Origin of the sequence: Methanobrevibacter sp. (assembly GCF_045130115.1) — an archaeon.
Taxonomy (GTDB): Archaea; Methanobacteriota; Methanobacteria; order Methanobacteriales; family Methanobacteriaceae; genus Methanocatella.
On record NZ_JBGUPC010000046.1, the window covers coordinates 1 to 20356 of the forward strand.

Genomic DNA, 20356 nt, shown 5'->3' on the forward strand with positions numbered 1-20356 from the left:
GATTTCCTTTTTCCACGGTTTGCAACATTTCTTGCACCGGATGGACTTCTAGTTGATTTTCCTTGAGAAATTGCCATTATTTCACCTAATAAATATAATTAATAATATAAGTAATCGCAGTCTTCAAGCCTCTTTTCAATCAGACCATTCGCAAGAAAATAATAGCCTAATTTTTGAGAGCAAAAAAGAGCCTTAAAGAATAATGATAATAAAATATTACTTTTTCATTATATATAAATGTTTTATTTTATGGGCAAAATTTAGAAAATTAACTTTTGTTTTTTAAAATGAATTCATCGACTAACTTATCGAAATCCTCTTCGCTCATATCCTCATTTGATGCTGCATCGAGTATTTTCTGAATTTCTTCTTCAGAAACATCATCACCCAACAATTCAAGCAGCAAATCCTTCAAATCATTATCATCAATATAAGCTTCAGGATTTGAAGATAATACTTCAGAGTTTCCATCATCGTCAATGGTATAATACGGAACTTCCTTTGTCATGAACTATTCCTCATCATCATTTACAAATTCATAATAGACTACGCCATATGGATCATCATCAAAATACCATTCATTAGGCTCTTCAATGAAATCTTCATCGTCGTCATCAACTAAATCATCTTCCAGTTCTTCTGCACCTTCAACCTGAATGACAATATTGACATCTTCACCTAAAGACTCGACATCGATTCCCAATTCATCCAAATCTATTTCCAGCTCGCCATCTTTAATGGCTTCTTCAGGTACGACTATAACAATTTCATCTGCAGAGTCAATATCTATTTTTTGATTTTCCATTAAAATCACCATAATGTTTTGTTAAATTAATTATTATAGATATTTAACAAACTCATATTTAAAAGTTTGTCGAAAAAAAGATGAAAAAATAGTAACCTATATGTTACTATTCATCAAGCATTCCATCTTTGGGATTCCGAAATCGTTTTTGCATCTGATTGAGCAGATTTTGGAGTTTTCAATGCACATGTCAAAACATAAGCAGCTGCCATTGCAGTTAATGTTGATTTTGACATCGGCACTTTCCAAGATTTTCTTTGAAGTGTTGAAAACTTCTGAAGCGTTTGAAACAAAAATTGAAGTAGGAAATTTTGTATTGTTTATTCCAAGATAAATTCCTTCTGAAATTCCATAATCCGCACAGTATCCATGTTCGCCATCCAGCTTACCTACAAATGTATCATTTTTTTCGTCATAACTTGAGATCAGTCTTTTTTCCATTTTATCAAACCTCACACATACTATGTCAACCTTCAGATATAAAATCAGTCGGAGAGCATTTGAAAAGTAATATGGAGAATTATTAATCTGAATATATCAATATGGAGGCAACAAAATTGTTTTCGCATTGAGAAATTGTTTTGGAAAAATATTATAACTAAAAAAGATATATTTAAATTTGGTGTCAAAATGGTTCAAGAGACAAAAGAACAGCTAGAACTTGAAGCCGAAATCAAAGCGCAGGCTCAAAAGTTCTTGAAATATCTCAATTCAACACTTCCGGAAAGTATGGAATTGGAATATGAAGGATTCTACAGGAGAGGATTCTTTGTAAGTAAAAAGAGATATGCTGTAATTGAAGATGGAGAAATCATAGCAAAAGGACTTGAATTAGTTAGAAGAGACTGGGCACCAATCGTAAAGCAAACTCAAGAAGCTGTTCTGATGGCCATTTTAAAAGAGGGAGACTCAAACAAGGCCATTGGAGAAGTTAAAAAAGTAATGAAAAGATTAAGAAAAGGTGATGTTGACAAAAAGGAACTCATCATCCACACCCAAATAACCAAGCCATTAAACCAATACAAACAAGTCGGACCCCATGTCGTTGCCGCCCAGAAGATTGAGGAACATGGAATAAAGGTATCACGCGGAACCATCATACAATACATTATCGTTAAAGGAAAAGGTTCCATAAGCCAGAGGGCAGTTCCATATGAATACTGCGATGGATATGACTACGATAAGGATTATTACATCAACAACCAGCTAATTCCAGCAGTTGAAAGAATCATGTATTCCTTCGGATACACCAGAAAGGATTTGCAGGACATGGCAGTCGGTGAAGTCCAGCAAAGTCTTGATGCATTTTTCTAAAAATATTTATATTTTAAAATAATAATTTTAATCATATGATTAAAAATGATGATGACCGTGTTGTATTTTTTGATGTAGACGGCACATTGCTTGACACATCTGATTTTGCAGAAACTGCAAGAAAAGCGGCAATAGGATTAATGGTAGACAATGGACTTCCTCTTGATAAGGACGAAGCATACGGCGTTTTGAAGACAATTATCCGTGAAAAAGGATCAAATTATGGAAAACATTTCAACGTATTGACCCAGGTTGTTTTAGGCCACGAGGACCCAATGCTTGTAGCTCTTGGAATGATTACATACCATAACGTTAAGATGGCACTTTTAAGACCATTTCCGGAAACAATTGACACATTAATCTATCTTAAAAGCCAAGGATACCGCCTGGCAGTCATATCCAATGGAATAACCATCAAACAATGGGAAAAATTAGTTAGACTCAACATCCATTCATTCTTCGATGAAGTCATCACCTCTGAAGAGGTTGGAAAAAATAAGCCTAACAGACTGATTTATGATGTGGCACTTAGAAAAATGAAAGGAAATCCTGAAAAATCATTGATGATTGGTAATAAATTCAAGGAAGACGCATTAGGTGCAGTCAATGCAGGAATGGGAGCAATTCTTGTAAATTCCGACATTACCGAAGATGACAGGGACTACATCAAAAGAGAAAAATTGGATATTACTGTAGTTGACAATATTGGTGATGTAAAAACAATATTATAATCACCAAATTTTAAAATTCTAATTCTAAAGTCACAGGACAGTGATCGGAACCATAGATATCAGCTAAGATTTCAGCTGATTTAACATTATTTTTTATTTCTTCATTTACATAAAAATAGTCCAGTCTCCAACCGGCATTCCTTTCACGTGCACGGGTTCTGTAACTCCACCATGTAAAGTTGTTTTCACCTTCATCAAACATCCTGAAGGTATCTACAAAGCCTGCCTCTTCAAGCTGGTCCAGCCATGCTCGCTCTTCCGGCAAATAGCCTGATTTTCCCTCACAGTTTTTAGGGTTGTATACATCTATCGGATTGTGGGCTATATTGTAGTCTCCAGTAATGACCAGATTTTTGCCTTCATCCTTAAGCTCAACCAGCTGTTCTAGAAGTGCATCACAGAAAGCAACCTTAAAATCAAGCCTTTTTGCATTCATCCCACTGTTTGGAAAGTAAATATTATATAAAATGAAGTCGGAATATTCGATTTTCAGAACTCTGCCTTCGCTGTCAAGCTCTTCAACGCCCAAACCTCTTGTGACACTGACAGGTTCAATCTTGGAGTAGGTACCAACACCGCTGTATCCTTTCTTTTCGGCCTCATTGAAGTGCTGGTGAAATCCGTCGACATTTGCCAATTTCTTTGGAATCTTATCTTCTGTTGCCCTTACTTCCTGAAAATTAATAATATCGGCATCAGTTGCATCGAACCAGTCCCAAAATTCATCCTTTTTGGAGACTGCCCTAATTCCATTTACATTCCAAGAAACCAGCTTTATTGACACTATAATTCAACTCCATTGACGGTAGGAACTTCACGAAGCCATTTGATGTCACTTTTATAAAGCATACGAATGTCTTCCACATCATATCTAATCATAGCAAGTCTTTCGATACCTAAACCGAATGCAAGAGCAGGTTTGTCAATACCTAACGGCCTCAATACTTCAGGCCTCATCATTCCAGCTCCTCCAAGCTCAATCCAGCTTTCCTTTTCCTCCAGATAGATTTCAGTTTCTGTGGAGAGGTATGTGTAAGGGAAGTATGCAGGCCTGAACCTTACTTCAAATCCTAATTTTTTATAGAACTCTTTAAGGGTTCCTAAAAGATTCTGATAGCTGATTCCTTCATCACATACAAGTCCTTCCACCTGGTGGAACTCAGGCAAGTGTTTGTAATCGAAAGTTTCTCTTCTGAATACCCTTCCGACGGAAAACATTTTGATTGGAGGCTCATGTTCAAACAGGTGTTTTGTGGATATTCCTGTTGTGTGAGTTCTCAAAACACTTTGGCGTGCAATGTCTTCACTCCAGTCATATTGCCAACCGATAGAACCTGTATCGGCACCGTTTTCATGGGTTTCAGCAGTAAGCTGTACTAGTGCATCATCAGGCAAATCACAGGTTAAAGGGTTTTTGAGATAGAATGTGTCCTGCATTTCACGGGCAGCGTGGTCCTGTGGCTGGAAAAGTGAGTCAAAGTTCCAGAATGCAGATTCGACGAAATGACCATTGTCTTCTGAAAATCCCATGTTCAGGAAGATTTCCCTGATTTCATCAATAATAATTCTTAAAGGGTGTTTTTTGCCGGCAAATATTAATGGAGCTTCAGCATTGATGTCATACGGACGGTACTCAAGGCTTTTCCATTCACCCTCTTTTAGCTGTTCATGGGTTAGCTGAGTAGCCTGTTCCCTTATATCAAAGCCGACTTTGAGAATTTCTTCACCTTTAGGCAAGAGTTTAAAAGAATGTGAGGTTTCCTTTTTAATGTTTAAAATATTTTTCCTACCGGTCAGCTTTTTAAAACCATCCATCAAATCATCAGTGAAAAGTTTTACACCATCAGCATTGACCTTAAGATAGTCAAGAACTTTTTCATCAACGCCAGATTTGTCTACAAACTCTCTACCGATATCAGTTATGTTGATTACTCCCTTATCGATTTGAGCCCAGTTCTTTTGGCGCAACCATCCAAGTGCAATTCCAGTTTCCTTTTTGTCAATACCCGCTTCGTTAGCCAAATCACTCATTGAGATTTCCTTTTTCTTAGCCAAGACATCAAGTATTTTACGTTCAGGAAGTCCATGCTCAGCATATTCACGTCCGTCATCTGTCAGGGAATATGTCTTTTGCACATCCTTGTGCACTTCGATGATATCCTTGGAGGCAAGAGATCCTGCCGCACTCATTACAGATTTGATGTCCATTCCGGTATTTGTAGCAATATCCATTGGAGTAGCCTCAGGATTGGCTTCCAATTCTTTTAAAAGTTTCTTTTCATAAATATGTAATTCACTAATGGTTTTTTTAATATCCTCACTCATTTAAACACCATACTTTAAGATTAATAATATAATAATATATGTGTTAAGTGATTTATAAATTTAGTGCAAAATACATTATTTCATAACTTTTTTCATGATAAGAAACATTAATTTTGAAAATAATTTCTTAAGAGGATTCAATTTGACTTCCGGTGCGAAATCATGATTGACCAAATCGCTCTTGTGCCAGAACTCCGCATCTGCCTTTATTGGGTCGGAAGACACAGCCATCGCTTTCCAAACATCAAAAAATACGATATCGCCAAATTTGGGAGAGTGCATTTTACCTGATTCGACATCGGCTGCAAACTTCTGGGATACCTTATCTATCTGCTTTGTCTCAAGAGCATCCTTTCCTCCACAGGCCATTGCGATTTTATAGACCTTGTTTACACCCCAATGCCTCAATGTCTCGTCAATATAGTTTGCCACTTTCTTATGTCCTGCACCTGCAGTGGATACCACCACCAAAGCTTTTTTGGTGAAAAAGTCAGGCCTGTGATAAAAGTAAGCGGTATGGTCAAAGAAATTCTTTAAAAGCGCTGTCACGTTCATGGCATATACCGGAGAGGCAATAATGATTCCGTCTGCTTCCATCATCCTGTCAACAATCGGCTTGACCTTATCCTCATGGGGGCATTTTTCCTCACCCTCCATAATGCACTTATAGCAGCCGTTGCACATTGGAATCTTTTCCTTCATCAGATGGATTTCCTCAAAATCCCCCTTCAAATTCATTTTTGCTTGCTCAACCATCTTCCATGTATTTTTACGCCTTGGTGATCCGTTAATAATAACATATTTCATAATCATAACTCCTTAAGCTGTGTATCCAAAACCAGTTTTTCCTTATATTCAAATTTCCTGTCAAATTCATCCAATTCATTTTCATCCACATCAAATACGTCAGGGTTTTGAAATATTCCCAATTCATTTTTAAGTTTGCCTTCATCAAATACCCTAATCATGAAAAAGGGATTTTCCTCATCCAAATCAGTTCCATCAAGATAAAGGCCATATTCTGATGCGCTTACAAAACCGAATCTTGAGTAGTAGTCCTCATCTCCCACCACAAGGACAAAAGGAACATTGTCTTTTTGGGCAATTTCCAATGTGTAATCAATCAATTGCGATCCGAGTCCCTGATTTTGACAATTCCTATCGACTGCAATCGGACCCAGTATGAGCGCAGGGACGATGTCATTTTCATAGCTGATTTTACCCTTCGAATAATTGATGCTTGCTACAATTTTACCATCATCCTCAATGACATATGCCAATTTGCTTACAAAGCTCTCGTCATTTCTTAGGTTATGAACGATGAAATGCTCATATGCACCCGGACGATATACATTCCAGAAGGAATCCCTTACAAGTTTTTCAACTTCAAGATAATCAGTTTCTCTTTCAAGTCTTGTCTTCATATCATTCACCCCTTATTCTCACAGAATCAAAAATTGTCCTTGCATGACTCTCCGTTTTCATCATGAACTCCTCCAGAAACTTCCCGTCGTCTTCAGGATAATTTATGAAGAAATGTTCGTACAACAGAAACATTCCATAGTAAAAGAACGATTCGGAAAGCTGTCTTGTATCGCAGTCCTTCTCAATCAGGTTTTTCGCCTTCATCAAGTCGAACAGGACAATCCACCCTTCAATCGGAGCCTCAATAATTGACTTTTTCAAGAAATCCCTTACCTCATCGTTGTGATATGATTCTATGAAGAGAATTCTTGTTATTTTCATCATCCTGTCTTCCTCTAACTTTGACAGGAATGCATCACATCCTGCCTTGTAGAAAAAATCAAATCCCCTGTCCAGATTCAGGCTTGCCTGGTCCAAAGGTATTTCATCACTTGTCATTTCCTCTATATAATACTCCAGAATCCTATTCAGTATCTCCTGCTTGCTAGAGTAATGATTGTAAATAGAGCTTTCCTTTATTCCCACTTCACCGGCAATCTGGCGCACCGATACGCCATCATAGCCATACTCAGAGAATAAGTCTATTGAAACTTGAAAAATTTTTTCCTTATTATTCATGATATCAAAACTAACACTTGTTAGTTATCATTATATTTCCAAAAGCATATAAAACTAACGGATGTTAGTTAAAAAATGCTGATAAATTTCGCATTAAGGATTGAAAGCAATTATTAAATAATAGTTTTAATATAGTAAAAGCATGGAATTTAGGCATGATGGAGCAATATCTAAAATTAAGGGTAGATTCAACCGTAGAGACCTGATAATCTTTTTAATACCAATAGTCATATTTTTAACTTATCTTATTGTCTTCAATCCAGGAATAGCTACCCATGACACATTCAATCAGCTTCATCAAATCGCTTCCGGACACTTTACGAACTGGCACCCTTTCTTTCATACCTTCATCAGCATGCTGTGCCTGAATGTCTATCCAAACACAATATCAATTGCTGTCTTTCAGATTCTTGTATTTTCAACTATGTGGACAATAATCTGCAGATATACCCGTGACGATGAAAACGAAAACAATAATCCCTTCAAGGTGCAGGTGATTCTCTCTTTAATAATATGTCTGATTCCAATCAACGCATTGTATGCAATTACCCTGTGGAAAGACATACTGTTCAGCTATTTTTTAATGTTTTTGTGTTTTTTAGCCATGGTAATGATAGACAGAAAGGGAAATGTGGACTATAAATTCATCATACTTCTTGCAGTAATCATGGCATTCGTATCCCAACTGAGGGGAAACGGGATGTACGTCATTCTGATTACAATAATTGTTTATTCAATTTATCTTTTCATTAAAAAGAACCATAAAATGGCTGTTCTATTGCCAATATTGACCATAACATTCATCCTCCTGATTTCATCCCTGAACATCGCATACGATGTCCAGGACAATGAAAAAGATGCTTTGATGACAAAAACATGCCACTTGCTGGCGGATTATTATCTACATTTGGATATGGAAGATGCCGATAGAGAAAAGGTAGCAAAAGTACTTGATATAGATAAGATTGAAAAAAATTATATTCCAACGGGATCGGACAGCATATTTGCCATAACAAACTATAAGGAATTTGAAAAGAACAAGGACATCTATATCGGTCTGGCCATAAAATATTCGCTGAATAATCCTCTGCATTTTCTGCAATATCTCTTTGAATCATCCCCAATGGTATGGGACATTACAAGAGACCAGGATTGGGCAGGACATGCTTTCTACATGAATCGGGAAAAAGACAGACTGCAAATGGATTTTGAAGCATATTATATTCCTCATAACTTTAAGGTGACTCACAGCTATGAAAATATTTCCTATGTCAACTGGGGAACTCCCGTATTCAACACCCTTAATTCACTGTCAATAGACATTGAAAATTTTGTTGTCACAGATACCCTGCTTGAAAGTCCCGCCCTGTACATGTATATTTCAATCATCCTCCTGATACTGATCCATATCGTTACAGGGTCTCGAGAGATATATATTATGTATCTTCCGAATCTGTTAAATATCATAATCGTCTTTCTATCAACACCAATACAGGACAACAGATATCTATATGCGAATATATTGATTTGCTATCTGCTGATAATGGTTTTAATTGGGTTGCGGCAGAATTATGACCTGAAATCTGAAATTAAATCCAGAATTTCTAAAATATTATGAAATTTTCATTTTTAGTACAATCAACTCAAGACGAACTGACAATTATATCCTTAAATGTATTACAAATTTAAAAAAAAGTAATACTTATATAGTATTAAGTACGATATAATTACAGAGATTACTTTAAAATCATTCACCATTTTTTAAAGAATATATTGATTAATATCTTAAAAACTATTTAAAGTGAGAAAATTGATAGATTATAATATTCAAGAGGCACAGGATATAATTCATAACTATAATCCAAATTTTTTGCGATTTGATAAACATATTTTCAAAAATTGGTTTGAAAGAGGATATACCCACCAATATGTTGCAGAATGCTTGTTTGAAAAAATCCCATTAGGAATAACTAAAACCACTGAAAACCGTTTTAAATTGATTTATCCTCATGAAAAAAATAAGAACATGGATTTATATATTATTATTGAGATAGATGATTATAGAAACATCACAGTTATAACTGCATATGCCTTTGACAGAAGAAGACGAGAAAGAAATATGGAGAGATAATATGATTCAAAATAACTCATATGAAGTAGAATGCATGTATGATAAAACAGCTGACATACTTGGAATTAAAGTAACTCGAGATTTCATATATCATGAAACAATAGAACTTGATGAAGGATTACTACTTGATTTTGATGAAAATAATATACCAACAGCTCTTGAGATACATGACGCATCGAAAAGATTAAGCGTGCCAAAAGACAGTTTGAATGAGTTAAAATTTTTCCATATGAAAGTCATTGTCGATTCAAAATCAATTAATATTAATGCAGTGTTTGGCATTTTAGTTCATGAAAAAGAAAACCAGCAAGAATTAGAATCATTCACCAGCAATACCTACAACATTCCAAATATGGAAACAAATCTAGTTACAGTGTAAAATTCAAAAAAAATAATTAAAAAAAGAGAATAAACAAGGAAAAATATACCGTATCCTTGTAACTATTCAAAATTTGACTTCAGATAGCTGACAAAAATTGAAGCTGCAGTCAAATCTGCAGTGGTTCCAGGATTATACTTGTTTTTAAACAGATAATCGTCGAATTCCTTGAGCCTGTCCTTAAAATCAGGTTCATCCCTGATGTTGAGCAAGTCCCTTGTCATCAATGAGACTTTCATGGCATCATCTGATCCGTATTTTCTTGAAATCAGAGTGTCTGGAACATGTGAGAGTATTGTCAGAAATGTCAATACACATGCATCGTTTTGGGATTTGGACTGTCTCAGCTCATGGTAGGTAGGATAGCCTATTTCAAAAACAGCAGGCATATCTCCTGTCATTTCACGTGCAAGCATGTCCCACGGAGCGGATATTTTCAAAACATCATACATTGTCTGGCCATTTTCCCTCAATTCGTTTTTGGCATTGTCGCTTGCAACGTCATACTCGTCTTGATCGCCCATTCCGCCTGCATCTGCGATATTGATTGCATCATACAAGTCACATGCATCGTCAACTGAAGTGTTTCCCATCAATAGCTTAATGTTTTCTCTTATATCATCAAAGGAATCACTGATTGCAGCCGCAACTGCAATTGGAGTTGTCATCATCACTATACCCAGATTGGTGTTGTTTTTAATCCACCTGTCGGTTTCGGCAACCGCCTGCAGGATATATTTTCCCAATTGAGGGTTTTCAACATCAACATCTGTACATGCTTCACGGATTGTGTCTCCAATGACTATGCCGCTTATTACAAAGTCTTCAAATTCCATGTCATCATAGTCACGGGTCCTGTGGACATTTCCCGGTTTTGGATATCCACTTACCTCAAGTGCGGATGCGATTTGTGCCATTTTTGCAATTTCTTCCGGTTTCATTCTATCACATCATTTAAAAGCAAGTATGGTGCAAAATTAGTGATTATTAAATCTGCTCCGGCCCTTTTGATTGAAAGCAATGCTTCGGTTATTGCCCTTTCAGTCAAGAATCCTTTCTCAATGGCAGCCATAAGCATCGCATATTCCCCGCTTACATTATATGCAACCAGCGGCAGCATGAACTCATCCCTGACCATTCTGACGACATCAAGGTACGGAAGTGCCGGTTTGACCATCAAAAAGTCGCATCCTTCGATTACATCCAGTTCACATTCCCTGATTGCCTCAACAGCATTGGCAGGATCCATCTGATAGGACTTTCTGTCCCCTGCATGAGGTGATGAGCAGGCAGCAACTCTGAACGGCTCATAGAATGCTGAGGCGTATTTTGCTGAATATGACATTATCATTACGTTTACAAAACCGTTTTCATCCAAGGTTTCACGGATTGCCTTAACCCTTCCGTCCATCATGTCTGAAGGCGCAACGATGTCCGCACCTGCTTCGGCATGGGAAAGAGCAACTTTAGCAATGATCGGCAGGGACTCGTCGTTCAATATCTCAATTCCATCATCGGTGTCATCATTTTCCCTTATCATTCCGCAGTGGCCATGAGAGGTGTATTGGCAAAGGCAAACGTCAGTGATGACAACCAAATCGGTCTCCTTTTTAAGCCTTCTGACAGCCTTTTGAACGATTCCTGTAGCGGAATAGTCCGGTGTAGCTATTTCATCCTTGGTGTCTTCCTTTGGTATTCCAAATACAATGATTGACTTCAATCCTTTCGCTTCCAGTTGCTTTGCGAATTCCACTCCGCTGTCCAAAGAGTATCTGAACTCTCCAGGAAGTGAGGAAATCTCTTCCTTTTCATCGCCTTGGAGTTCCTCTTTAAAATAAATCGGATAAATCAGGTCATCCTTTTCAAGCTTGGTTTCACGAACTATATTTCTAATCTTGGCATTTTTTCTAAGTCTTCTCATTCTTGTAGTTGGAAATTCCATAATAATCACTTAATTATTAATTTTTGATTTGAAAATATTTAAAATTTTAACTTATTATAAATATTTAAAGATACAAAAATTAACTTAATTGTTTAGATGGGGAAAAATAATGTCAAATTCAATTGGAGAAAAATTTCAGATAACAACTTTCGGAGCAAGCCACGGTGTTGCAGTTGGTGCCATTGTTGACGGATGCCCTGCAAACCTTGAATTAAGTGTTGAAGATATTCAAAAGGAACTCAATAAAAGAAAACCAGGAACAAGCAGCGTAACCACTCCAAGAAAAGAGGATGATGAAGTCCAGATTCTTTCAGGCATCTTTGAAGGAAAAACTGACGGCACACCCATTTGCGGAGTTGTATTCAACAAAAACCAAAAATCCAAGGACTATTCCATGTTCAAAAACACTCCACGTCCATCACACGGAGATTTCGGATGGATGATGAAATACGGCCACTATGACTACAATGGAGGAGGCCGTGGAAGCGGAAGGGTTACAATCGGCCACGTTATCGGCGGTGCAATAGCCAAAAAGCTTTTGCAAACACAAAATATTGAAATTATCTCCCACGTCATTCAAATCGGTGACATCAAAGCTGAAAAGCAAGATTTTGACACAATCAAGAAAAACATCGATAAGAATCCGGTTCGCTGTGCAGACCTTGAGGCTGCGGGTGAAATGGAAGAACTTATTTTAGCCAAAAAACAGGAAGGAGATTCAGTTGGAGGAATCGTTGAAACCATTGCAGTCAATGTTCCCGCTGGCCTTGGAGAGCCTGTCTTTGAAAGGCTTGACGGAGACCTTGCAAGAATACTGATGAATATCGGTGCGGTCAAGGGTGTTGAAATCGGACTTGGATTTGAAGTGGCAACCCATACCGGCTCTGAAATCAATGATGAATACCAGATTAATGACAATAAAATAACAACAAAAACCAACAATTCCGGAGGCATCATCGGAGGCATGAGCAATGGAATGCCGATAGTATCCAGAATTGCAGTGAAACCTACCCCATCCATTTCCAAATGCCAGGAGTCCATTGACCTTGAAAAAATAGAAAATAAAAAAATAGAAATTAAGGGACGTCATGATCCATGCATCTGTCCTAGAGTGACAGCTGTAGCGGAATCAAGTACTGCAATCGTTCTTGCAGACCATATGATTCGCTCAGGATTCATACATCCAACTAATTTAGAAAAATAACCTCATTTCCTTTTAACCATAGTCAGCTCATCAAACTCCTTGTGTTTGAACGCCAACTGGTAGGAATTTTTTCTTTCATTTTCATATAACGTATGACTGGTGCTGTGAATTGATGACTGGACATCCTTAAGGGATATCAATCTGAATCTTTTCGGATTGTTGTAGTTCACATTGAATGAAAGACCGTCATAGGCGGCTATTGTTTTTACACCTGTCTTTTTAGAAACCTTTTTAGCTTCAGTCACAGGATTTGCTGAAATCATCTTAAGACCCAAATGTGTCATTACGGCAACTTGAGGCTTTACTTCCTCAATCAAGTCAATGAAATTGCGTGTGCACATATGTCCGTTAATAGAGCGGTTTCCAGGCCTCAAAACACTGGCTATGAGAATGTCGGCACCTTCATGCTCTTCAGCCAGACCTTCAAAATAAGCTGTGTCTGAAGTGTATGATACCTTAAAGCCCTTATAATCCAGTTGGAAACCTACACCTGTCGGATCGCCGTGTGAAGTTTTTGTACCCTTTATCTTAACATTGTCCATCTGGTCATACTCGCCAGGCCTTAAAATAATTTTTTCAGGCTTTGACTGATGATAAGATGATATGCACGGTCCCCATTTATCATAACCATTCAATACACTTTCGCTTCCGACAACAGTTCCAAGGCTTTTGGTCATTCCTCTTGTCATGGCTTCTATTAGAACTTCAGCATCATTATAATGGTCAGTATGCGAATGGGTAACGACAACCCCGCTTAGGTTTCTTGGGTCGAATCCGAACTGGTATGTTCTTATAAGCGCACCTGGGCCAGGGTCTATGTGGTAATTTTTCCCACCGAGGTTATCAATTCTGAAACCTCCAGTCATTCTTCTTTGGCTAATGGCAGAGAATCTTCCTCCTCCACTGCCTAAAAATGTTATCTTCATTTAAACCACACTTACAATGAGCATAAAATTATATCACATTTGAGTGAAGACTTATCTTTTTTAAGGCATAAATCCTCATTTTCAATGATAACCTTATCTCCTATTTTCACATTGTCGCTTTCTGTAAACATCAATACGTTTTGACCAGGGGCGGCCTTTTGTTTCCAATTTCCATCAACAGCTTGGGTTTTATCATTCAATTGGACAAATAGCATGTTTCCATCAATATTTACTACCTTGCCTATTTCGCCTTGATTGATGATCTTATTGGCCATTTCTATGTCAAGATTTTGCTGAACCAATTTTTCAGTTAATTCCTGTCTGAATTTTGTCAATACTTTTATATCATGGTCAATTGTAATATTCAAGTGTTTCTGTGCTTGTGTTTTGTCAAAATTAGGCTGCTGTATCAGCACATCAATATTTTTCCCAACAGTAGGGGTTTTGGATGCAACTTCCTCTAAAATATTCTGGAAAATCTCGCCCATATACCTCAAGCTTTGTGAGGATTTCCATTTTCTTTTGATCAATGTTTCAGCCATGCGTTTTGCATAGTCATTTCCAAAGATAATGACTCCGCTATCTCCAGCCTTACGGGATTCCGTATCTGAACCCAACAATTCAAGAATTTGGTATCCATTTGTAGTTCCGTAAATACGCCTTCTTCTTGTTTCAAAAGTTCCTTTGGTACTCACTTCACCACGAATTGAATTGCCGACAATCTTGAGTTTATTTGCATCGTCAGTTATTTTGATTGAAATGCCAAGCTCCTTTGCTCTTGCCAGAAAGTCATCGTCATTATCTATTTTTCCATTATATAATTCGTCTTCTAATGTTTTCAAATTTTGTTTATCACCGAAATATCCTATCTTTCTTTTATCACTCGCCATTACACATCCTTTTTTTCCAACATAAGCAATAATTAAGCTCATAGTATCTCCTAATTCGATATTTTATTAAATTATTAAAATATCAATAATTTATTATTCATATATATTTTTAGTTATCATGTATTATAAATGTTAAGAGACTCGGAAAAAATAATTCAGATTTTAATTTAAACATTAATTTAAAGCTTAAAGTAACCTTTTAATGATTAAACAATATATTTAAATAATAATATAACAAGAAATATAATTATATTAAATGTTAATTATTTATAATGATAATTAATATGAAAATATAAAAAAAACAGGAGAAAAACTTATGATAGACCTCAATAAGATGTTTAAACCTGAATCTGTGGCGGTTATTGGAGCTTCCAATACCCCTGGAAAAGTAGGATATATCATTGTTGATAATCTTATCAATGATGGATTTGAAGGTGAGATATATCCTGTGAACCCAAAAGGTGGAGAAATCCTCGGAAAACAAGCTTACGCTAATATTAAAGACGTGCCTGGAAAGGTTGACTTAGTAATCATTACTATCCCTTCCCCATTTGTAAACACAGCAGTTAAGGAATGTGGTGAAGTAGGCATTGAAAATATGGTAGTAATTACCGCAGGATTTAAAGAAGTAGGAGAAGAAGGTGCCAAATTAGAAGCAGAACTGACTGCTCTTGGTAAAGAATACGGTATAAACATTATCGGACCTAACAGTTTAGGAATTACAGATTCCCACACACCATTAAACGGATCATTTTCACAAATGATGCCTCCAACTGGAAATATGGCATTCATCTCACAGAGTGGTGCTATGATGGTAGCTATCATCGATTGGAGCGTAACTTCTGGAATTGGATTCAGTAAAGTTATCAGTTTAGGAAACAAAGCTGGAGTAAGTGAAATCGAACTTTTACAATACTTGGCTGAAGATGATGAAACCAATGTAATCATATGTTATCTCGAATCAATTTCCGATGACGATGACTTCGTAAGAACCATGAGGGAAACTGCACACAAAAAACCTATCATCGTACTTAAATCCGGTTCAAGCTCTGCAGGTGCAGCAGCTGCATCCTCACATACAGGAGCATTGGCAGGAAGTGACCTTGCATTCGATACAGCATTCCACCAATCCGGAATCATGCGTGTAGAAACCATGGCTGAATTATTCGACTTAGGTCTTGCATTTTCAAAAGCGCCACTTCCAAAAGGAGATAAGGTGGCAATCATTACCAATGCAGGTGGTGGAGGAGTACTTACCGTAGACGCAATGGAAAAAGCCGGTCTGCAACTCGTTGAATTCGATGAGGAAACCACTGCAAAATTACAAGAATGCGTAACTGATGAAGGAAGTGCCAAAAACCCTATTGACGTATTGGGTGATGCACCTGTAATCAGATACAAAGAATCATTAGAATTAGTATTAGGCTACGAAGACGTTGACAGCCTAATCGTTATGGTCTGTCCTACTGCATCAGCTGATCCTGATGGAATTGCAGAAGCAATCATTGAAGAGAAAAAGAAATTCGACAAACCTGTCATTGTTGTTAACATGGGAGGACCAACATTTGTTGATGCAAACGACGCTTTAAGGGACAACGGAATACCTACTTACGTATTCCCTGAAACCGCAGTAAAAGCTCTAGAAGCAATGGTCAAATTCGCAGGATTAGATGACCGTGAATACGACGATGTCATTGACAACATTGAAGATGTCGACAAAGACGCTGTAAAAGCAATATTCGACAAAGTCAAAGCGGACGGAAGAGACACATTACTCGGTAGTGAAGCATATGCAGTAGCTGAAGCTTATGGAATTTCAGCAGCGCCAATCAAATTATCCACAAGCGCTGATGAAGCGGCTGAACTTGCTGAAGAGATGGAATTCCCTGTCGTACTTAAAATCGCATCCGATAAGATTTTACACAAATCAGATATCGGCGGTGTAAAAGTAGGAATCAGCTCAGCAGAAGAGGCAAAGGCAACTTATGAAGAAATCATTGCCAACGCTAAAGCAGCTCATCCTGACATCGTTCCTGACGGCGTAGAAGTGCAAAAAATGATGGATTCCGGTGAAGAAGTCATTGTAGGTATGATTCGTGACAAACAATTCGGTCCTATGATTGCATTCGGTATGGGTGGAATCTATGTAAACCTTATTGAAGACGTATCATTCAATCTCGCAAAAGGAATGAGCTCACAGGAAATCGAAGAGCAAATCGCTTCAACCAAAGTATCCAAATTGCTTGAAGGATACCGTGGAGAAGCACCTTGCGATGTTGAAGAAGTCAAAGAGGCTATCAAAAGAGTAGCAAGATTAACCTTAGACTTCCCAGAAATATCTGAACTGGACATCAACCCAATCTTCGTTTACGAAGAAGGTTCATCTGCTTTAGATATCAAAATCAAATTATAATTTCTCTTAGGAGAAATTAACTCTTTTTTCTTTTTATTTTTAATCACTGTGATTAATATGTATGGTGAAATAGATTTAGAATCCTATACAATTTCCATTATCAGAATCAATACGGCTTTTGGAAAACTGGAGAATCCTGACTCCATCAACGAAGTTAAATCAATGCTTGAAGAGAGTCTGGATGATTTGGAAAAACTATACAGGGAGATTGTGGATGACCTGAACAACGACGAGGTCAACATCAATGAATATTACATGTTTTTCCAGAATGGAAGACAGACTTTCCCACAATATATCGAAGCATTGGGAAGCATTGAAAATGTTGAGCTTCAGGAAGTTGTCAATTCACTGCTGAATGTGTTTACAAACCTTAACAAAATTGCCGGAGGATTTTCAGGAGGAAACTCAAATGACATATGATTTATCCCAACTTGGAATAGAAAAAGACTTGCAGTATGAGTGCATTACAACAACAATGAGCAAGGACGGAGTGAAAAATGCAGGTGCCTTTGCATTTATCTATTTGGGCGATGATAGGGTTCACTGCCACATCTTTGAAGGATCAAAAACATTGAAAAACATACTGGACACAAATGAGTATGTAGTCAACATCACACAAGACCCATTGGTTTTCACCTATGCTACACTGGACCGCCTAGACGACGAATATTACACAACAGATTCAGACATTGCAATCATTAAAGACACTCCAGCATACATCATTGTAGATGTTGAAAACGTTGAGATCAAAACTCCGGAAAACTTCCCAATCAAAGGGGACAGCAGCATCTACTTCATTGAAGGGAAGATTAGGGATTTGGTCATAAACGACGAGCACGCACAGGCATACAACCGTGGAATGGACGGACTTATCGAAGGGCTTGTCAACTTCGCAAGATATAAAATCGTTGATGAGGCCAAAAGAAAAGAGTATATGGACAGATTGATTGAAAATCAACGCGTCATTGAAAAGGTTTCAGATGAAAAGACAAAAAAAGCCATGGCTGACTTGAGAGCCGAATACGAAAAGAACTAACCGTCACTTAAAAAAAAAAAGAAAGATAAAGCATAGTTATTTTAACTATGCTTCCCAGTATAAATCTTCATGGGAAATTGTTTTATTTAAGATACCTAAACCAACTTCTGCTTGTTGGAAAGCGTCCACATCTGCTTTGTAAGCATCATCTAATCCTGAGATGAATGGGAAACTTTCTAAGGATTTAGCTTCTGCATCCTCATTAGCAACAATATCTTTAGGTAATAATTTAACTACTTCAGCGGTTTTACCGTCTTTAATGTTTTTGTTAATGAATGCTGTTGCTTCTTTGTGGATTGCAATTATGTCTTTAGTAGTGTTCTCGTTGTTTTTGATGAAGTCATCAGATGCAACTACAACACAGCATGGGTGGTTAGGCATGATTTCAGATGAATCAACTAATTCATTAATGTTATCATCAGTTTCACCAAGACTTACATAAGGTTGGAAAGTGATTGCTGCTGGAAGGTTACCAGTTTTTAATGCATCGTTAATTGATGGTACTTTCATTGCAGATTCGTTAATGTCATCTAATGACATTGCATTTGCTTTCAAGTATGCTGAAAGCAATACATGTTGAATGGATGCTTCACCAGGGGTTGCAACAGTTTTACCTGCTAAATCATGTGCATTAGTAATATTGGAATCTTTAGTTACAATAATTCCACTACCCTCAATTTGAGCAGCAGAAATAACTTTTACAGGAACACCAGAAGAGACTGAAGACAATACAGGAGCAATTCCCACATAACCTACATCAACATCTCCACTAGCCATTGCAGTCATTAAATCTCCACCGTTGTTAAATTGAACAAGTTCGGTGTTGATTCCTTTATTTTTATATAATCCTTGAGCGTCTGCTACAAATAATGCAGCATCGTGGTCTGAAGGTAAATAACCTATTTTTACAGTGTTTCCAGAGTCTCCTCCTAAAAAGTCGAAGAGTCCTGCACTAGCTGAACCCATTACAAGGAATACTGCAAGTGCCAACACTAAAACAAATGTAATTTTCTTATTCATAATTTTTCTCCAAAGTTAATTTACAATTATTAATATCATAAGTAAAATATAAATACATTACTTATTGATTTGAATAACAATTGTTATATTTGAATCCCCAAAATTACTATATCATCTCAAATATTTAAAGATTGTGTAAAAAAAAGATTATAGGTAGTTAATTAACTACCTTCCCAAAAAATTTGATTTTCAGAAATAGGCTTTTTCAAAAGACCCAATTCAACTTCAAGGTTCATAAAGTCCATTACATCCTTTTTGTAAGTATCGTTCAAACCGGATATGAATGGGAAACTGGACATTGACATCTTTTCAACTTCAACATCACTGACTATGTCTCCAGGCAAGAGTCCTGCAGCCTCATCAGTGTTTTTGTTAATGAAATCGGTTGCATTTTCATGGATTTCCAGAATCTTTGCAGTTTCATTAGGATGCCCTTCTATAAACTTATCGGAAGCCACAACAACACAGCATGGATGGTTTGGCAGAATGTCCTGAGAGCCGGCCAATACTTTAGCCCCATTTTTCTCTGCAATTGACACATATGGCTCAAAAGTGATTGCACCATCAATCTTGTCTGTCTTGAGTGCATCGTTCATTGAAGGAACCTTCATGGATGAAACCTTCAAATCACTGATTGACATTCCGTTCTGCTTCAAGTAGTAAGTAAGAAGCATGTGCTGAATTGAAGCTTCACCAGGAGTTGCTATCTTTTTGCCTGAAAGGTCTGAAACGGAATCGATTCCTGAATCCTTTGCAACAACAATTCCGGATCCTTCAGTCTGTGCCGCAGAGATTACCTTAACCGGAACCCCGTTAGCAATGGAAGATAAAACCGGTGTTATTCCAACATAACCCACATCAACATCTCCACTGGCCATGGCAGTCATCAGGTCCCCGCCATTGTTGAACTGAACCAATTTGGTGTTTATTCCATTTTCCTGAAATTTGCCTTGTGCATCTGCAACAAACAATGCTGCATCATGGTCTGACGGCAGATAACCAATTGTCACCTCATTACCAGCGCCTCCCAAAAGGAAGTATGCACCAATTGCAACAACTGCAATTGCTATTATAATTGCGATAATCCTATTATCCATTTAATCACCAATATTAGATATATCCGAAAAATTATTAAATGTTTTGACTGTGGATTAAAGACAATTTTTCCAATGACTGAATCATTACACAACATTTAAA

Annotated in this window: 23 protein-coding genes and 1 pseudogene; 9 read left to right on the plus strand and 15 right to left on the minus strand. The window is 37.2% G+C overall.

Annotated features, from left to right (window positions below; genetic code table 11):
* From ACJMML_RS07725 to ACJMML_RS07740, 4 genes and pseudogenes are all read right to left on the minus strand, one after another.
* Positions 1–77 (minus strand): annotated as a pseudogene (locus ACJMML_RS07725) (30S ribosomal protein S8e); the annotation flags it as partial.
* A gap of 191 nt (positions 78–268) precedes the next feature.
* Positions 269–508, minus strand: a complete 240-nt coding sequence (locus tag ACJMML_RS07730) for a hypothetical protein (protein ID WP_405306754.1) — start codon at positions 506–508, stop codon at positions 269–271.
* A gap of 3 nt (positions 509–511) precedes the next feature.
* On the minus strand, positions 512–805 hold the full coding sequence (locus ACJMML_RS07735) for a hypothetical protein (RefSeq protein ID WP_405306755.1): 294 nt from the start codon (positions 803–805) through the stop codon (positions 512–514).
* A 96-nt stretch (positions 806–901) separates the two neighbouring features.
* Positions 902–1246: a hypothetical protein gene (locus ACJMML_RS07740; protein ID WP_405306756.1), complete on the minus strand. Its 345-nt coding sequence runs from the start codon at positions 1244–1246 to the stop codon at positions 902–904.
* Positions 1247–1435: 189 nt separating this feature from the next.
* Between ACJMML_RS07740 and ACJMML_RS07745 the strand changes: the two genes are divergently transcribed.
* Complete coding sequence (locus tag ACJMML_RS07745; protein WP_405306757.1) at positions 1436–2119, plus strand: DNA polymerase domain-containing protein; 684 nt, start codon at positions 1436–1438, stop codon at positions 2117–2119.
* A gap of 35 nt (positions 2120–2154) precedes the next feature.
* Positions 2155–2850, plus strand: a complete 696-nt coding sequence (locus tag ACJMML_RS07750) for a TIGR02253 family HAD-type hydrolase (protein ID WP_405306758.1) — start codon at positions 2155–2157, stop codon at positions 2848–2850.
* A gap of 10 nt (positions 2851–2860) precedes the next feature.
* Here the strand turns inward: ACJMML_RS07750 and ACJMML_RS07755 are convergent, their stop codons facing one another.
* From ACJMML_RS07755 to ACJMML_RS07775, 5 genes are all read right to left on the minus strand, one after another.
* Complete coding sequence (locus tag ACJMML_RS07755) at positions 2861–3634, minus strand: exodeoxyribonuclease III (RefSeq protein ID WP_405306759.1); 774 nt, start codon at positions 3632–3634, stop codon at positions 2861–2863.
* Entirely contained in the window at positions 3634–5175 is a 1542-nt protein-coding gene (locus ACJMML_RS07760; protein ID WP_405306760.1) for a phenylalanine--tRNA ligase subunit alpha, read from the minus strand. The genes ACJMML_RS07755 and ACJMML_RS07760 overlap by 1 nt, the downstream gene beginning before the upstream one ends.
* Before the next feature lie 75 nt (positions 5176–5250).
* Positions 5251–5982 (minus strand): flavodoxin family protein, encoded by a 732-nt coding sequence (locus ACJMML_RS07765; protein ID WP_405306761.1) that lies wholly within the window; start codon positions 5980–5982, stop codon positions 5251–5253.
* 2 nt (positions 5983–5984) lie between these two features.
* Entirely contained in the window at positions 5985–6599 is a 615-nt protein-coding gene (locus tag ACJMML_RS07770; RefSeq protein WP_405306762.1) for a GNAT family N-acetyltransferase, read from the minus strand.
* A gap of 1 nt (position 6600) precedes the next feature.
* Positions 6601–7218, minus strand: coding sequence for a TetR/AcrR family transcriptional regulator (locus tag ACJMML_RS07775; protein ID WP_405306763.1), 618 nt, complete (start codon positions 7216–7218; stop codon positions 6601–6603).
* Between the two features lie 142 nt (positions 7219–7360).
* Here ACJMML_RS07775 and ACJMML_RS07780 point away from each other — a divergent pair, with 142 nt between their 5' ends.
* The 3 genes from ACJMML_RS07780 to ACJMML_RS07790 all read left to right on the plus strand — a co-directional run bounded on the left by ACJMML_RS07780 (position 7361) and on the right by ACJMML_RS07790 (position 9728).
* Positions 7361–8836, plus strand: a complete 1476-nt coding sequence (locus ACJMML_RS07780) for a hypothetical protein (RefSeq protein WP_405306764.1) — start codon at positions 7361–7363, stop codon at positions 8834–8836.
* Between the two features lie 192 nt (positions 8837–9028).
* Positions 9029–9349: a hypothetical protein gene (locus ACJMML_RS07785; RefSeq protein ID WP_405306765.1), complete on the plus strand. Its 321-nt coding sequence runs from the start codon at positions 9029–9031 to the stop codon at positions 9347–9349.
* Complete coding sequence (locus ACJMML_RS07790; RefSeq protein ID WP_405306766.1) at positions 9312–9728, plus strand: DUF2283 domain-containing protein; 417 nt, start codon at positions 9312–9314, stop codon at positions 9726–9728. Before ACJMML_RS07785 ends, ACJMML_RS07790 begins: the two co-directional genes overlap by 38 nt.
* Before the next feature lie 62 nt (positions 9729–9790).
* Here ACJMML_RS07790 and ACJMML_RS07795 read toward each other — a convergent pair whose 3' ends face one another.
* Together ACJMML_RS07795 and hemB are read right to left on the minus strand one after the other, a co-directional pair.
* Complete coding sequence (locus ACJMML_RS07795; protein WP_405306767.1) at positions 9791–10669, minus strand: triphosphoribosyl-dephospho-CoA synthase; 879 nt, start codon at positions 10667–10669, stop codon at positions 9791–9793.
* The gene (hemB, locus tag ACJMML_RS07800) at positions 10666–11670 is read right to left on the minus strand and encodes a porphobilinogen synthase (RefSeq protein WP_405306768.1); all 1005 of its coding nucleotides are present in this window, start codon (positions 11668–11670) and stop codon (positions 10666–10668) included. Before hemB ends, ACJMML_RS07795 begins: the two co-directional genes overlap by 4 nt.
* Before the next feature lie 109 nt (positions 11671–11779).
* On the opposite strand from hemB, the gene aroC reads away from it, so the two are divergent.
* Positions 11780–12874 carry a chorismate synthase gene (gene aroC / locus ACJMML_RS07805; protein ID WP_405306769.1) on the plus strand — a complete coding sequence of 365 codons (1095 nt, stop codon included), beginning with the start codon at positions 11780–11782 and terminating at the stop codon, positions 12872–12874.
* A 2-nt stretch (positions 12875–12876) separates the two neighbouring features.
* On the opposite strand, the gene ACJMML_RS07810 is transcribed toward aroC, so the two are convergent.
* The gene (locus ACJMML_RS07810; RefSeq protein ID WP_405306770.1) at positions 12877–13800 is read right to left on the minus strand and encodes an MBL fold metallo-hydrolase; all 924 of its coding nucleotides are present in this window, start codon (positions 13798–13800) and stop codon (positions 12877–12879) included.
* 11 nt (positions 13801–13811) lie between these two features.
* Positions 13812–14732: a DUF2121 domain-containing protein gene (locus ACJMML_RS07815; RefSeq protein WP_405306771.1), complete on the minus strand. Its 921-nt coding sequence runs from the start codon at positions 14730–14732 to the stop codon at positions 13812–13814.
* A gap of 274 nt (positions 14733–15006) precedes the next feature.
* On the opposite strand from ACJMML_RS07815, the gene acs reads away from it, so the two are divergent.
* The 3 genes from acs to ACJMML_RS07830 are packed head-to-tail and all read left to right on the plus strand — an operon-like array spanning position 15007 to position 18139.
* Complete coding sequence (gene acs, locus ACJMML_RS07820) at positions 15007–17103, plus strand: acetate--CoA ligase alpha subunit (protein WP_405306772.1); 2097 nt, start codon at positions 15007–15009, stop codon at positions 17101–17103.
* Positions 17104–17160: 57 nt separating this feature from the next.
* Positions 17161–17523, plus strand: a complete 363-nt coding sequence (locus ACJMML_RS07825; protein WP_405306773.1) for a hypothetical protein — start codon at positions 17161–17163, stop codon at positions 17521–17523.
* Positions 17513–18139, plus strand: coding sequence for a DUF447 domain-containing protein (locus ACJMML_RS07830; protein WP_405306775.1), 627 nt, complete (start codon positions 17513–17515; stop codon positions 18137–18139). The genes ACJMML_RS07825 and ACJMML_RS07830 overlap by 11 nt, the downstream gene beginning before the upstream one ends.
* Positions 18140–18184: 45 nt before the next feature.
* Here the strand turns inward: ACJMML_RS07830 and ACJMML_RS07835 are convergent, their stop codons facing one another.
* Together ACJMML_RS07835 and ACJMML_RS07840 are read right to left on the minus strand one after the other, a co-directional pair.
* The gene (locus ACJMML_RS07835; protein ID WP_405306776.1) at positions 18185–19159 is read right to left on the minus strand and encodes an ABC transporter substrate-binding protein; all 975 of its coding nucleotides are present in this window, start codon (positions 19157–19159) and stop codon (positions 18185–18187) included.
* Between the two features lie 161 nt (positions 19160–19320).
* Positions 19321–20256, minus strand: coding sequence for an ABC transporter substrate-binding protein (locus ACJMML_RS07840; protein WP_405306777.1), 936 nt, complete (start codon positions 20254–20256; stop codon positions 19321–19323).
* Positions 20257–20356: the final 100 nt, after the last annotated feature.

What these genes read in the sequence shown, in the direction of transcription:
- ACJMML_RS07750 (WP_405306758.1), top strand. Translation starts at nt 2,155, where the DNA reads ATGATTAAAAATGATGATGACCGTGTTGTATTTTTTGATGTAGACGGC.
- ACJMML_RS07840 (WP_405306777.1), bottom strand. Translation starts at nt 20,256, where the DNA reads ATGGATAATAGGATTATCGCAATTATAATAGCAATTGCAGTTGTTGCA.
- ACJMML_RS07775 (WP_405306763.1), bottom strand. Translation starts at nt 7,218, where the DNA reads ATGAATAATAAGGAAAAAATTTTTCAAGTTTCAATAGACTTATTCTCT.
- ACJMML_RS07765 (WP_405306761.1), bottom strand. Translation starts at nt 5,982, where the DNA reads ATGAAATATGTTATTATTAACGGATCACCAAGGCGTAAAAATACATGG.
- acs (WP_405306772.1), top strand. Translation starts at nt 15,007, where the DNA reads ATGATAGACCTCAATAAGATGTTTAAACCTGAATCTGTGGCGGTTATT.
- aroC (WP_405306769.1), top strand. Translation starts at nt 11,780, where the DNA reads ATGTCAAATTCAATTGGAGAAAAATTTCAGATAACAACTTTCGGAGCA.
- ACJMML_RS07795 (WP_405306767.1), bottom strand. Translation starts at nt 10,669, where the DNA reads ATGAAACCGGAAGAAATTGCAAAAATGGCACAAATCGCATCCGCACTT.
- ACJMML_RS07835 (WP_405306776.1), bottom strand. Translation starts at nt 19,159, where the DNA reads ATGAATAAGAAAATTACATTTGTTTTAGTGTTGGCACTTGCAGTATTC.
- ACJMML_RS07780 (WP_405306764.1), top strand. Translation starts at nt 7,361, where the DNA reads ATGGAATTTAGGCATGATGGAGCAATATCTAAAATTAAGGGTAGATTC.
- ACJMML_RS07735 (WP_405306755.1), bottom strand. Translation starts at nt 805, where the DNA reads ATGGAAAATCAAAAAATAGATATTGACTCTGCAGATGAAATTGTTATA.
- ACJMML_RS07760 (WP_405306760.1), bottom strand. Translation starts at nt 5,175, where the DNA reads ATGAGTGAGGATATTAAAAAAACCATTAGTGAATTACATATTTATGAA.
- ACJMML_RS07815 (WP_405306771.1), bottom strand. Translation starts at nt 14,732, where the DNA reads ATGAGCTTAATTATTGCTTATGTTGGAAAAAAAGGATGTGTAATGGCG.
- ACJMML_RS07745 (WP_405306757.1), top strand. Translation starts at nt 1,436, where the DNA reads ATGGTTCAAGAGACAAAAGAACAGCTAGAACTTGAAGCCGAAATCAAA.
- ACJMML_RS07830 (WP_405306775.1), top strand. Translation starts at nt 17,513, where the DNA reads ATGACATATGATTTATCCCAACTTGGAATAGAAAAAGACTTGCAGTAT.
- ACJMML_RS07740 (WP_405306756.1), bottom strand. Translation starts at nt 1,246, where the DNA reads ATGGAAAAAAGACTGATCTCAAGTTATGACGAAAAAAATGATACATTT.
- ACJMML_RS07770 (WP_405306762.1), bottom strand. Translation starts at nt 6,599, where the DNA reads ATGAAGACAAGACTTGAAAGAGAAACTGATTATCTTGAAGTTGAAAAA.
- ACJMML_RS07825 (WP_405306773.1), top strand. Translation starts at nt 17,161, where the DNA reads ATGTATGGTGAAATAGATTTAGAATCCTATACAATTTCCATTATCAGA.
- ACJMML_RS07810 (WP_405306770.1), bottom strand. Translation starts at nt 13,800, where the DNA reads ATGAAGATAACATTTTTAGGCAGTGGAGGAGGAAGATTCTCTGCCATT.
- ACJMML_RS07730 (WP_405306754.1), bottom strand. Translation starts at nt 508, where the DNA reads ATGACAAAGGAAGTTCCGTATTATACCATTGACGATGATGGAAACTCT.
- hemB (WP_405306768.1), bottom strand. Translation starts at nt 11,670, where the DNA reads ATGGAATTTCCAACTACAAGAATGAGAAGACTTAGAAAAAATGCCAAG.